The sequence below is a fragment of the Pseudomonas sp. ES4 genome, assembly GCF_050586665.1.
Lineage (GTDB): Bacteria > Pseudomonadota > Gammaproteobacteria > Pseudomonadales > Pseudomonadaceae > Aquipseudomonas > Aquipseudomonas frederiksbergensis.
The window spans coordinates 19,042-31,890 of record NZ_JBOBDO010000017.1 but is presented as its reverse complement, the minus strand read 5'-3'; the positions used below and the strand labels follow the sequence as shown (position 1 = coordinate 31,890).

The window sequence follows — 12,849 nt, the reverse complement described above, 5'->3', positions numbered from 1 at the left end:
CCGTGCAGGGTATTTAAATCAAGTATCACGCTCCCGCGGACAGCGCATCTGTCACTGCGGGACCAACCCTCCTGAATCCAACTACAAAAAAATTGAGGCGTTTTACATGAGCAACAAGAACACCGTTGTCACCCTTGCACTGGGCGCCATTGCACTAAGCACCCAAGCGCACGCTGACTTTCTGAGCGACAGCAACGCAACATTGGGCATGCGCAATTTCTACTTCAATAACGACAACCGCGATGGCACCGCTTCCCCGTCGAAAACCGAAGAGTGGGCCCAGGGTTTCATGCTGGACTACAAGTCAGGCTACACCGATGGCGCGATTGGTTTTGGCATCGATGCATTGGGCCTGACAGGTATCACCCTGGACAGCGGCAAAGGTCGGCACGTCGGCAGCTCGATGATTCCGTCGGGTAGTGATAACAGCGCTGTCGACTCGTGGAGCCGACTGGGGTTGACTGGCAAGGTCAAAGTCTCGAAAACCGAACTGCGCCTGGGCACGCTGATGCCCAAACTTCCGATCCTGGTATCCAACGACGGTCGCCTGCTGCCACAGACCTTCGAAGGCGGGCAAATCACCTCGGGCGAGTTCAAGGGTCTGACCCTCACGGGTGGCCGAATCGAACATGCGACAGGCCGAGGCTCCAGCGACCAAACCGGGCTGGCCACCACCGGCGGTACCCATGAAAGCAACGCGTTCGGCTTTGCTGGCGGTGACTGGAAAGTCACTAAGGACCTGACCGCCCAGTATTACTACGCCAACCTGGACAGCTACTACACCCAGCAGTTTTTTGGCCTCATCCACACACTGGCGATTTCGGACAATCAATCCCTGAAAACCGACCTGCGCTACTTCAAGACCGACTCATCGGGTGAAAACAGCTCGGGCACCTCGGGTTACAGAATCAGTGGCTACACCCGAGACGGCGATGGCGAAATCGACAACCGAACCTGGAGCGCCGCGCTGATTTACACCTTGGGTGCCCATGCCGTCACCGCCGGATACCAAAGCGTGTCCAGCGGCAGTAACTTCACTCAGCTCAATCAAGGTGCGCTGCCGGACAAGGGCGCTGGTGGCTCCAGTCTGTACCTGTACACCGATCGCCTGATTCAATCCTTCACTCGTGCCGGCGAACGCACCGCGTTCGGTCAATATTCCTATGACTTCGCAGCCCTCGGCATTCCGGGTCTTAAAGCCTCTGCCATGTACCTCAGCGGCGACAACATCAAGACCACGACCGGCTCGAACCAGAAGGAGTGGGAGCGGGATGTCAGTCTCGACTACGCGTTGCAGTCCGGCCCGCTCAAGGGGCTTGGATTTGGCTGGCGTAACGGCAAATCAAACAGCGAGGCGTCCCGAAACCAGGATCAGAATCGCTTGATCGTGAGCTATAGCATACCGCTGCTTTAACCACTCGATTGCATGATATCGCGCACACTTCGAGGACGCTGGCCTGACCCTTTTACCTCAGCGCTGACACAGAGCCAGCGCTTTATTTATAATCGTGATCTATGGATTTCACTGTGGCTTTCAACAGCACTGCCCGAGCCGCCATAGAAACTCCGCGATGCGCACACCAACATGGTGGCGGACGCTTCAGAGGCGAACAAACAATGACGGGACGGCCGGGGGAGAAAGTGTGTCTGCAATTTCAGATATAGGTCAACTGCTGCTCTTCTCGACAGGCAGGAAACAGCCCAGAGTGTGTAAAAACGCCTCCGCGAACCCTTGCTATGATTTCTGAGGATTTCATCGCAGGGATCGCCCATGAAGCGCTTTATCCAAGGTGAACATCGAGGCCAAGGCACCTTACTTCCCGAGAGCCTCGACGACTACGTCAGCGATACCAATCCGGTGCGTGTAGTCGACGTCTTCGTCGACGAACTCGACTTGGTCAATCTGGGTTTTGAAGGTGCCATTCCCGCCGATACAAGCCGGCCGGCTTACCACCCCGCGATCCTGCTGAAGATCTACATCTACGGCTATCTCAACCGCATCCAGTCGAGCCGGCGTTTGGAGCGAGAAGCTCAACGCAACGTCGAGTTGATGTGGTTGACCGGGCGTTTGATGCTGGATTTCAAGACCATCGCCAACTTCCGAAAAGACAACAGCAAGGCCATCCGAGGTGTCTGTCTCCAGTTCGTCGTGCTGTTTCAGCAATTGGGACTGTTCGGAGAGCATCTGGTCGCCATCGATGGCAGAAAATTCAAAGCAGTCAACAATCGCGACCGCAATTTCACCAGCGCCAAACTGAAGCGGCGCATGGAAGAAATTGAATCGAGCATCAACCGTTACCTGACGGCACTCGATGCTGCCGATCGGCAAGAACCAACAACTTCCGAGCCCAGCGCCGTGCGGCTGGAAGAGAAAATCGCCAAGCTCAAAACGCAAATGAAGGAGCTTCAGGCGATCGAAATCCAGCTCAATGAATCGCCGGATAAACAGGTCTTACTGACCGATCCAGACAGCCGCTCCATGATGACGCGCGGCTCGGAAATCGTCGGCTATAACGTCCAGACAGCGATCAATCCCCAGCACCATTGGATCACTGTGCACGAGGTGACTAATGTCGGTTCTGAAAGCGATCAACTCAGCTCAATGACAAAGTCGTCACGCGAAGCGATGGCGTAAAAACGCTGTCGTTAATAGCTGACCGGGCTTACTTCAAACGAGAAGAAGAAACCCTGGCTTAACCCGATGCCGGCATTGCAGCCTATTCTGATAACCAGATGCGTTGAGACTCCGTGCTATACCCCCGCCGAATTCAAATGTCAGTCCGATGAAACCCGCGCGCGGGTAACTATGCTGATCACACGTCAGGGTGAGCTATGCGATTGTGAGCTGGGCTGCGACCTGGTGACAGTCAACGCAAAATCCCCACCATCTTGCACAGCTCAATGCATATGGCCTGCTTCTCAACCCGACTCGACCGCCGCCAAAGCCAGTAGTTTTGCTACCGGCTCAATTCTGAATTGCAGCGTGGGTGCCCACCACTCTTGAGAGCACATTGGTAGCAAACACCACCTGGCTTGAGGAAAACCGCGAGCGACTCGAAGCGATGGGCGACCGCCATCTCAACACTGCAGAAACTACAGTGGCACAAGAAGCTGATTAAACGAGCTTCTGAAAGCATGACGGAAAGCATGATTTATTTGCCACCAGTTGCTCAGGGCAACGCTCATAACAATAACGGCATACACGATAGGAAAGACGTACTCAAGAAACCAAGGTTTCAGCATTGCCCCCTTTACGAAGGCCAAGATTCTGCTCAACCATACCAACGGGCGATAAGGGGTGATCGTCTCATGGGCACCCGAACCACTACCAAGTACATCAGTGCTGTGATCGATTGTGTAGGTTATAGAAAACGTAACATTCGACAGCGCTGCTTTCTCGGCAGATATGGCATCACCATCGTTGTGAGTTTCCAAATATCCAGATGGATTAATTGCAACGACTCTACCAGTATCGCTTCCCCTGAAATCAGTTACAGCCTTCAACAGCCTGCGGCGGTATACCTTGCCGCACAGGAAGACCAAGACCTCCTGAAACACACCCTGCATTTTGTCATCAGGGAGCCACATCCCATCAGGAAACTGCTGAATGTACCGAAAAAACAGGTAAGCGTTTGCAATTGCTAACGCCAGCCATGCCTTCTCTCGGTTCTGCGCAAGATGGATAGAGTTTCCCAAAATACTGATGGAGTTGAGGTCTACCGAGAAGTAATAAAGGACTAAAACGAGCGTGGAAAAGGTCATAAGAAAACCACGCGCTTTCTTGAACCCCGTCTCATCGAAATCTGAGCCCATTTGCGTCCCTAGAAGTGTTGGAGCAGCTCACCAAATAGAAGCGAGCGATGCTAGCACGCTAATGGCGGTACTGAGACCATTGGGATCGCTCTATTTCTAAATCCGGCTTCAGCTCCATTTTCTTTTTCTGCAGCCCAAATGACTATCAAAAGAGTTTACTTCTCTGGTAGTGCGATAGCCGCCTACCACCTACTATCAAATAGATATATAAGATAGACATATGATAGCATTATCATTACTCTATCGATTCATACAGTAAAGGATAGTCAGCGATGAAAGCTCACCTCTATCTGCGAGCCAGCACCAAAGATCAAGATGCTAACCGCGCGAAGGCAGCATTGGAGACGTTTGCAGCCGAAAAGGGCCTTAACGTCGTTGGGATCTATGCTGAGAACATCAGCGGAACTAAGCTCAACCGTCCTGAGTTGATGCGCTTATTGGAGGTGGCGGAGGCAGGTCAGTGCATCGTGTGCGAGTCAGTCGATAGGCTTTCGCGCCTATCCCAAGCTGACTGGGACACACTGAAAGCTACCATTAGGGCCAAGGGCCTGCGTCTAGTAGTCGCCGACCTACCAACCAGTCACATGATGATCGAAGACAAAGGTATCACCGGCCAAATTATGGAAGTGATCAATAGTATGTTGCTCGATCTGATGGCCACTATGGCACGGTTAGACCAAGAGAAGCGGGTTGAGCGGATCAAGCAGGGTTTGGCAAACAAACGCATTGCAAACCCAAGTTGGACGCCAAAGGGTAAGGGTAAGAATGTCGAAAAATGGGCCAAGGTACTCTCGTTAATTACGAAGCACCCCACAATGTCGGCAGACGACATAGCCAAACTCGCCGATGTAGGGGTTGCAACGGTTTACCGGATCAAGCGGAGCGCCTAGGCAGCATACCCCATGCACCGGGTTGTAGGGATTCACGATGGCTCATCCAACAACCGGTATTTAATAGTAGGTACATGTACCTGGCTCCGTTGTATGGGATAACGGAAGCCCGGACGGTTTAATACTTGTTGTGAGTAATTGTGTGCCGCTTGATCACCCAATTGCATTATCAATGACCAGCTAATCGCGTTGGTGCTGACCACCACCTGCATCCGGTTTTACCAATTCACGCCGAAGAAACAATCGGCGGAGAACAGTGAGAAGTGGTCACTAGACAAGCTGATGGCAAAATAGTAGCGTCATCTGACGGAAGCTACCAAGCACGACGCGTTGCAAACTATGTACCTTCCCCATAACTTTACTTAAGGCTGGCAAAAAATATTCTACAAATTGGCCAGCTTAATATTCATGCAGCTAAATGCTAAAAAGGCCTGTCAATGGAAAACATCGAAGTTAAGGGACTATTATCTGTCGAGGTCAAAGCCCCTCCTATAGTGGCTGGTACTATTGCGACTGTGAGCTTAATTATCAGAAATCCTTTCTCGGAAAAGGTCGTAATTGAGTCCATTCAAGCTCCAACTTCAGCTCCACTACTACCTTCACAAACAGTACAAGCGGGGAACTCGTCTCGCGACGATTATATGGGGCAAGGTTTGATTAATCGCTTACTTACAAATTTTTTAAATTTCCGAGTCAAGGAAATCAGCTTCGGGTCACTTACCGCTGAATTCCCCGGCCCAAGAGGACGTAATTTCCACATAAATATGGAGCCGCAATCAAAGTTGACCGTGAAAACTCCATTCGGACCTAACGATAACGTACATATTAATAATGCAGAAGGGGCCGAGGTCGTGTTCGACACCCCCAATACAGACACCGGTCCCGATATCAGTAAAGAGAGGGAAATTCCGCCGTATCAGGAGGATTTGGCTTCGTTCGAGTTACAGACAGCCAACTGGTTGTTGGTCAAGCCAAAAGCACTCGAGTTATATGCGCTCATAAAGTTCCGGGTTGGTGATGAATCCCGCAGCCAAGTTGTGCCCGTAACGGTGTCTGTTCAACCGCCTGTAAAGTCAATTGTTCTTGGTACGGTATCAGGGGGCATACTCGGTTGGCTTGCACGGCAATTGAACAAAGGCATTCTTTCACCGGAGTTTTCGGCCGCAGCCTCTATCGTTAGCGTTTTGGGCGTAATTGTGATGGCCACGATTCTGGCCATTGTTTTATCTCGACAAGATTCATCGAAAGGCTTTGTAACTCTTGAGGATTTTTACGGTGCATTCGTGGTAGGCGCAATTCTCGGATATACGGGCACCCAATACTTTGAAACATCAATTAGAGCCGCAGTAGGAAATCAAAATTTGTGACTACACGCCTAAATACAAACTGAGCAGGCCACGATTAATTAGCGGTGGATCAATTGAAACTATACGCTACCGCTAATTAATTAGTCAGTATTTTGCATGCTGAATCGGTCAGAAGCAGACTTGTAGTTACCCACGATAGCAGGCAGTTTCAATCATCATGATTACCCCATAGTCAAAAAAGCTAACATGAGACCTCCTTCGAAGCCCCACGCATAATTAGACGACTAAAATTATACTTATTTTAAACCTAGAATATCTTCCACTTCATATTGGCACATTTTTGGAAGGCCGAGCTTCGCGATATCCTGTCGAATGAGAATATCAAGATAATCTTCTGGTTCAGAAGACTCACCCCAGTTTAGTTTATTTTTGAGCCGAAGCGCCGTAAACCTCGAAAAACCCAACGCCATTAGGCTCAAATTAACTTTATCGCAAGATCCAAACTCCATATAGGTATGATATGGAGCTATTTTTATTGAAGATCTCAAGTAGCCTCTATCAAACATGGCTTGACGCAATACATCTTCATACGCACTAAAATATTTAACCAAACTGAATCTAATTTTTTTCTCGATAACCGACAATACACTTCTAATTATTGGAGAAGCCTTTGCAAAGGGATCCTCTTTACGGGCTCTTACTATACGCTCACGGATCAACTGCCCGATTGGAACACCAGTAACCCATTTGTGAGCCAGTCCACAGTACCATAAGATTTGTAACTCACTCAACTCCCACTCAAACGCCTTGCAAATTAATTCAACTGCTTTCTCCATGCGAGATTTTCCGCCTCGGTCAAATGGCGAAATAAGTACTAACTCATCTATATCGATTTCTTGCATAAACCTATCATAAAGTTTTTGAAGATGATCAGGCCTCAGGGCCCGATGAGTATCAAGAAGCTCAGGAGGAAGGGTAACATCTAGTGATCTGACTATATTTAAAGTCTGCGCTAGCTCCTCTGAATTAAGTGTCGACTCATACTTCCTCAAAACTTCTTCAATACTGCTTTCCATGCTCTCATGAAAAAGTCTACCTAAGCCTGCCTCGGCCAATTCCTTACGATTTTCACCCTCAACATCTCCTTGCATCAAATCTTGAATCAGAGTTCCGCCATCCTCCATCATCTTTGACATAGAAGATTGAATTTCTTGGAGCCCATCTCCGGAGAAAGATTGTTCCTCCCATAAATCGGGTGTTAGACACCAAACATTACCGTGAAACTCTTTAAGAAGACGTCCCGCCCTTCCAGCAAGATTCAAAAAATCCGGCCTATGCATGGGGGTAGATCCGCTTTTTGGATTTTCAATAACTATATGTTTTGCAGGAAGGTTTACACCTTGTAGAAGAGTGCTGGTACTGCAGATGTATTTAATTTCTCCCGATTTAAATAACGCCTCCACCCCAGATCGTACAATGGATGGCAAATCCCCGTAGTGAAATGCGACCCCACGAGGAAGAGTTACAACAAGAGGATGTTCTTCATGAATTTCCGATTTAATAAAAGATACAAAATCATTAACCTCATCTGAAACCTCGCATTCACCTAACGACTTAGCTAAGGATTTGGCTAGGTCCTCCGCCTCCGCGGGACCATTAGCAAATATAATGGTCGACTCCCCCGGCTTCGTTATCAATCTAGCAAATGCAGATCTTCTCTGCAGGATTGGCGGACGAAACCTCATACCAAGTTCATAACTTCCGACATCCACAATACCAAAACGAGCAAGCAGCTGGAAACTTGCCACTTTTGGACGCTGCCCCACTTGCGAAACTAAAATTATATTCTGCGATACAGGTGATATTTTTTCAGTGAAGAAATATCCATTATCCAATCTATTAAATAGATTGAGGAAATATCCAGGGTTTCGGATAAGCGGGCTCGCAAAGAAAATTGATGCTGCAGGATATCTTTTCAAAGTAAGATCGATTGCATTCTGAAGAACAATTCCCCTCTTACCCTTATGTATTTCATGCGCCTCATCAACAAATATAGCGTCTATCTTGACAACATCATTTTCAGGCTTAAGCAAGCTCAATAATCTCTCTTGCGTCAGCACATACACCACACTATTTGACCTAAGATGCTCCTCCAACGGAAATGGAGCAGACCTCACAATAACATTCTCAATAGCTTGAGCCCTAACGGTGGATCTAACCCTAGATGACACTTCCGATATAAGAGCTCTAGTTGGAACAACATATATTATACATCGATCAATCCGAGACGAAAGCCGTCTCATTAGATCCATATTAAGAACAAAAGACTTTCCAGCAGAAGTCGGAGCAGAAACGCTTAGCGAACGTTCACCGCTCAACGAAGAATAAAGCTTATATTGAAAATTTGTTAAAACAACCTCATCAGCAACAGAGTTCTCTGCTTCTCTAGCAAGTCTTTCGAGGGACAAACTAAAAGGAATTTCGGGACTAAGCCCATTAGTATAGCGAGCACGTAGGAGGTGCCTTCCCGGGAAATTCCCTATGCGAGAAAAAATCAAATCAGCTGCCCCACTAACTTTGGAATAGGCATCCGAGTAACCATCCAGTAGCCTAGTAACAATTTCGTAGGCCAAATTTATATCATCGCTCTCCTCAGATATCGACAATGCTGAGGCAAGACCAACCAATCGATTACACTCTAATGCCGACAACCCATCCTTTTCTTCATAGTGATCTGCAATCAATTTCAAAACACTACTACGGTAAAGCTTAGTAAGGGGTACTTGAAATTCTTCCTCAGTAAAATCCATTAGTTTAAAGCCTCATTGAAGGCGTTACGAAACTCTTGAACAGATGGAAAAGGTATAAAAAAAACCTCAAATCGCAGATGTTTTTTTTCAAAGTTAGAGAATCTAGCATTCAACATTTTCGCTAACCTAACGCTATCAGCGAGCAATCTTAGACGAAATTCTGCAACATGCTTTTTCACATCTGCGGTTGGATCCGCTCCATATTCGGACCAGTCATAGCCGATTAGACAAGCATGATTTATCCTCACTCCGGGACCTGGCTCACCAAATTTTATTAAATCCCTTACAGCCTCGCGCACGTCTTCATCAGCATACTTAAAATGCTTTGTCACCATATTGAATTCATGCTTATACATTTCACCCTCGTGAAACCCATCCACACTATCAAGAGCGGCACTAATGGCGCGACCTACGTCTTGGTACATTTTCGATTCACCAAAATAGAAATCCACAACCTCATCCTCTGAGTTCCATTTCATGTGAATTCCATCAGAACCTTTAACTTCGTCTTTATGATTTGTTTTAAGCTCCATCTTCGCTACAACTTGTGGAGCCTGGAGAATAGCCTCACTCAAAAAAAACAGTAATGCCTCTCCTGCTTCACCACTTATATCGGGATTATCTATGGTGACCACAGGATGGCGAAATAAATCTCGAGCCTCTTTCGTAAGCTTAGCTGCCTGCCTAGCATTAAGTTGTTCCGGGCGATTTTTACAGGATATACAATACTCAATTATATATTGATAAAGAGCCTCCGCCAGTGCCTTTACAACTGGGCGACCGTTACCATCAAACCGCATATGGTGTATGCGCATACTGGCAACAACACCACCGATTAGTTCTTGATGCTCAACAACATCCAGACATGAATCCAAATCGGATTTATCTACAGAAAGGAATCGCCCAATATCAAGTTCGTCCATAAACACACCACTTATGACAAAATCCGACAATAAAATCATGCAAATGCGATAAATAACTGAACCGCTAAAAAATTACGTTAACTTTCGCATAGCACTATCCCTGACGTAGGCAAAAAAAAATCATGGCGATTTGCCACGGGTCGACATTAGCGCGAGTACTGATGCACGTAAAGAGTCTGATATGGCTAGATTGGTAGTACGGTCAAGCGTGAACTTAATGACTGATAGCTTCTGTGAGCTGATTAGAGACTGATTTTGTTTGTTCCTAAGCTTAGCCATTCATCACTGGTGATCCTAGGCGGAGCGATGCTACAGCTTGCCTAATGACTCCTGTAGACGTCATCTGACTGATGCCATAAAACCTAGCCACCTGGTGCTGCTAACAAAAGGATGTCGATCTCGTCTGAACGCGCAACGTCGCCGCTAAGATGGTTTGTATGCGGACGAGATGAAGTCATTAAGTAGATGGTCCTGAAAAAAGGAGGGGGGACCAACTACATGCTGTCAGAATGGCCTAAAGGGGCTTATGGGTCCCTTTTTCATGGGCATGCCCCGTTCAAAAAATTTAGATCTGAAAATTTTCCAGCTCCAAAAATTTTTGCTGGTAAATTTTACGTACAACCCAAAAACGAAAAAGCCCCGCAGACCTTGATCTGCGGTTTTTTTTGGGCGGGGAAATAATGGTCATAATCCACGTCACGCCGCTGCAGGCACGCCGCTGTGGAAACGAAACTCCACGTCCGGCGACTCGATCAGCTCCCGCTCGGCGGCGCGGACCTTCTCGATCACCTGGGCAATGTCTTTGGCGTCGCCATACTGGTAAGCCAGCTTCAAATAACCCTGAAAATGCCGGGCCTCACTTTTCAACAGACCGAAGTAAAACTTGCCCAACTCTTCGTCCAGATGCGGCACCAGCGCCTCGAAACGCTCGCAACTGCGGGCTTCGATGAACGCGCCGACCACCAGCGTATCCACCAGTTTCACCGGTTCGTGACTACGCACCACTTTGCGTAGGCCCGAAGCGTAACGCCCGGCGGACAACTGACGCAGTTCGATCTTGCGCTTTTTCATCAAGCGCATGACTTGCTCGTGATGCACCAGCTCTTCCCGAGCCAGACGCGACATCATGTTGATCAAATCGACGTGGGAGTGATACTTCGCGATCAGGCTCAGGGCAGTGCTAGCAGCCTTGAATTCACAATTCTTGTGATCCAAAAGCATGATGTCTTGCTGGCTCAGGGCAGCTTCTACCCAAGCTGCAGGGGTCCGGCATCCCAGAAAATCATGGATTTCAGGCAGCATGGGCAGGCCCCACAATTCGTAGTTGCATTGCCGACTTTTTCTCACAGTTTTTGTGATCGATCAGCAGGGTTTCCTGATCAGCCAGCGCGGCCTGAACCCAGCCATCGGGGGTGCGGCAGCCGAGGAACTCGTGAATTTCGGGAAGGATCATGGGGCTCACGGACAAGAGGTTCAAAATCGAAGGGCGCCGATTATACCGGCCTGCCAGCAGACCACCAGTCGCGACCGTTGATATACATCAAGTCCCGAATGGCCAGCCAGCAACTATAGTTGTCCAACGCAGTATTTTTTACTTCATGGAGATCCCGATCATGCAAGCCATTCGCAGCATTCTGGTGGTCCTCGAACCTGAACACTCGGAAAGCCTGGCGCTCAAACGGGCCAAGCTGATTGCCGGCGTGACCCAGGCTCATCTGCATCTGCTGGTCTGCGACCGCAAGCATGACCATAGCGGCATGTTGGGCGTGCTCAAGGCCGCGCTGATCGAGGACGGCTACAGCGTCACCACCGAGCAGGCCTGGAACGAAAGCCTGCACGAAACCATTGTCGATGTGCAGCAGGCTGAAGGCTGCGGACTGGTGATCAAACAACATTACCCCGACAGCCCGCTGAAAAAAGCCCTGCTGACCCCGGCGGACTGGAAACTGCTGCGTTACTGCCCGACGCCGGTGCTGCTGGTCAAAACCTCGAAACCCTGGACTGGCGGGGTCATTCTGGCGGCAATCGATGTCGGTAATACCGATGCCGAACACCGCACCTTGCACGCTTGTATCGTCGATCACGGTTACGACATCGCCAGCCTGGCCAAGGCCCATTTGCACGTGGTCAGCGCCCATCCATCGCCGATGCTGTCGGCGGCCGACCCGACGTTACAGCTCAGCGAAACCATCGAGGCGCGCTATCGCGAACAGTGCAAATCGTTTCAGGCCGAATTCGATATTGATGACGAGCACCTGCATATCGAGGAAGGCCCGGCGGATGTGTTGATTCCGTTCATGGTCCACAAGCTGCAAGCGGCGGTGACGGTGATTGGTACCGTGGCGCGGTCCGGTTTGTCAGGGGCGTTGATCGGCAATACGGCGGAAGTGGTGCTCGATGCGGTGGAGAGCGATGTGCTGGTGCTGAAGCCGGACACGATCATGGACCATCTGGAGGAGATCGTGACCCAGCATTGATATAGGCAGCGCCAATAAGGACGCCTTCGCGGGCAAGCCACGCTCCCACAGGGTTCGTGTCGATCACAACCATTGTGCACGACACAAACCCTGTGGGAGCGTGGCTTGCCCGCGATGCTTTTCAGCCGCCGAACGCGTCTTTGAGGAAACCGGGCGCAATGTAGCGCTGGTAATGCGCCTCGGAGAGCAAAAAGAATTCCCGATCAATGGCATCCCGCAGTTCCGGCAGGTTCCAGTCGCGAAACTCCGGCATCAGCACCATCCCGTAGGCTTCCAGGTTGTTGATGACCCGCGCGCCCCGGGCGATCAACTGATACGCCCAGCAATATTCCGACTGATGCGGCACAAAGCGGATCTTGCGCTGCTCCAGCTGCAGACGCAGGCGCTGGGGATCGAAAACTTCAAGCTTGCTGGCCATCACTTGGGACAGCAGCAGCTCAAGACGCAGCCACACCGCGCGCTTTTCCTCCTCGTTGTAACCATTCCAGTTGATCACTTCATGGTGGAAACGCTTGCAGCCTCGGCACACCAAATCACCGTAAACAGTGGAGCAGAGGCCGACGCAGGGGGTCTTGATGGTCTGATTGGGCATAGGTTGGGAGAGCACGGGAAAGCAGAACAGGTCGGCA

The 12,849-nt window shown here is 49.5% G+C and carries 10 protein-coding genes and 2 pseudogenes; 6 read left to right on the top strand and 6 right to left on the bottom strand.

Annotated elements, in window-relative coordinates:
- Positions 1 to 106: 106 nt before the first annotated feature.
- From ACQ4OB_RS18570 to ACQ4OB_RS18560, 3 genes and pseudogenes are all read left to right on the top strand, one after another.
- Positions 107 to 1,414: an OprD family porin gene (locus tag ACQ4OB_RS18570; protein WP_430956190.1), complete on the top strand. Its 1,308-nt coding sequence runs from the start codon at positions 107 to 109 to the stop codon at positions 1,412 to 1,414.
- A 357-nt stretch (positions 1,415 to 1,771) separates the two neighbouring features.
- A pseudogene (locus tag ACQ4OB_RS18565) lies at positions 1,772 to 2,682 on the top strand (transposase); the annotation flags it as partial.
- Positions 2,683 to 2,806: 124 nt separating this feature from the next.
- Positions 2,807 to 3,119 (top strand): annotated as a pseudogene (locus ACQ4OB_RS18560) (metalloregulator ArsR/SmtB family transcription factor).
- Here ACQ4OB_RS18560 and ACQ4OB_RS18555 read toward each other — a convergent pair.
- Positions 3,094 to 3,813: a hypothetical protein gene (locus tag ACQ4OB_RS18555; RefSeq protein WP_430956189.1), complete on the bottom strand. Its 720-nt coding sequence runs from the start codon at positions 3,811 to 3,813 to the stop codon at positions 3,094 to 3,096. The pseudogene ACQ4OB_RS18560 and the gene ACQ4OB_RS18555 sit on opposite strands and share 26 nt — an antisense overlap.
- A gap of 272 nt (positions 3,814 to 4,085) precedes the next feature.
- On the opposite strand from ACQ4OB_RS18555, the gene ACQ4OB_RS18550 reads away from it, so the two are divergent.
- Together ACQ4OB_RS18550 and ACQ4OB_RS18545 are read left to right on the top strand one after the other, a co-directional pair.
- Positions 4,086 to 4,703, top strand: coding sequence for a recombinase family protein (locus ACQ4OB_RS18550; RefSeq protein ID WP_430956188.1), 618 nt, complete (start codon positions 4,086 to 4,088; stop codon positions 4,701 to 4,703).
- A 437-nt stretch (positions 4,704 to 5,140) separates the two neighbouring features.
- The gene (locus ACQ4OB_RS18545; RefSeq protein ID WP_430956187.1) at positions 5,141 to 6,070 is read left to right on the top strand and encodes a hypothetical protein; all 930 of its coding nucleotides are present in this window, start codon (positions 5,141 to 5,143) and stop codon (positions 6,068 to 6,070) included.
- A gap of 236 nt (positions 6,071 to 6,306) precedes the next feature.
- Here ACQ4OB_RS18545 and ACQ4OB_RS18540 read toward each other — a convergent pair whose 3' ends face one another.
- The 4 genes from ACQ4OB_RS18540 to miaE all read right to left on the bottom strand — a co-directional run bounded on the left by ACQ4OB_RS18540 (position 6,307) and on the right by miaE (position 11,196).
- The gene (locus tag ACQ4OB_RS18540) at positions 6,307 to 8,820 is read right to left on the bottom strand and encodes a DEAD/DEAH box helicase (protein ID WP_430956186.1); all 2,514 of its coding nucleotides are present in this window, start codon (positions 8,818 to 8,820) and stop codon (positions 6,307 to 6,309) included.
- On the bottom strand, positions 8,820 to 9,743 hold the full coding sequence (locus ACQ4OB_RS18535; protein ID WP_430956185.1) for a HamA C-terminal domain-containing protein: 924 nt from the start codon (positions 9,741 to 9,743) through the stop codon (positions 8,820 to 8,822). Before ACQ4OB_RS18535 ends, ACQ4OB_RS18540 begins: the two co-directional genes overlap by 1 nt.
- A gap of 696 nt (positions 9,744 to 10,439) precedes the next feature.
- A complete protein-coding gene (locus ACQ4OB_RS18530) occupies positions 10,440 to 11,045 on the bottom strand; it encodes a tRNA-(ms[2]io[6]A)-hydroxylase (RefSeq protein WP_430956184.1) in 606 nt (201 codons plus the stop codon).
- Positions 11,035 to 11,196, bottom strand: a complete 162-nt coding sequence (gene miaE, locus ACQ4OB_RS18525; RefSeq protein WP_430956183.1) for a tRNA isopentenyl-2-thiomethyl-A-37 hydroxylase MiaE — start codon at positions 11,194 to 11,196, stop codon at positions 11,035 to 11,037. Before miaE ends, ACQ4OB_RS18530 begins: the two co-directional genes overlap by 11 nt.
- Positions 11,197 to 11,356: 160 nt before the next feature.
- Here miaE and ACQ4OB_RS18520 point away from each other — a divergent pair, with 160 nt between their 5' ends.
- The gene (locus tag ACQ4OB_RS18520; RefSeq protein ID WP_074876238.1) at positions 11,357 to 12,220 is read left to right on the top strand and encodes a universal stress protein; all 864 of its coding nucleotides are present in this window, start codon (positions 11,357 to 11,359) and stop codon (positions 12,218 to 12,220) included.
- A gap of 121 nt (positions 12,221 to 12,341) precedes the next feature.
- On the opposite strand, the gene ACQ4OB_RS18515 is transcribed toward ACQ4OB_RS18520, so the two are convergent.
- Positions 12,342 to 12,812, bottom strand: a complete 471-nt coding sequence (locus ACQ4OB_RS18515; RefSeq protein ID WP_008149863.1) for a DUF1289 domain-containing protein — start codon at positions 12,810 to 12,812, stop codon at positions 12,342 to 12,344.
- Between the last annotated feature and the right edge of the window lie 37 nt (positions 12,813 to 12,849).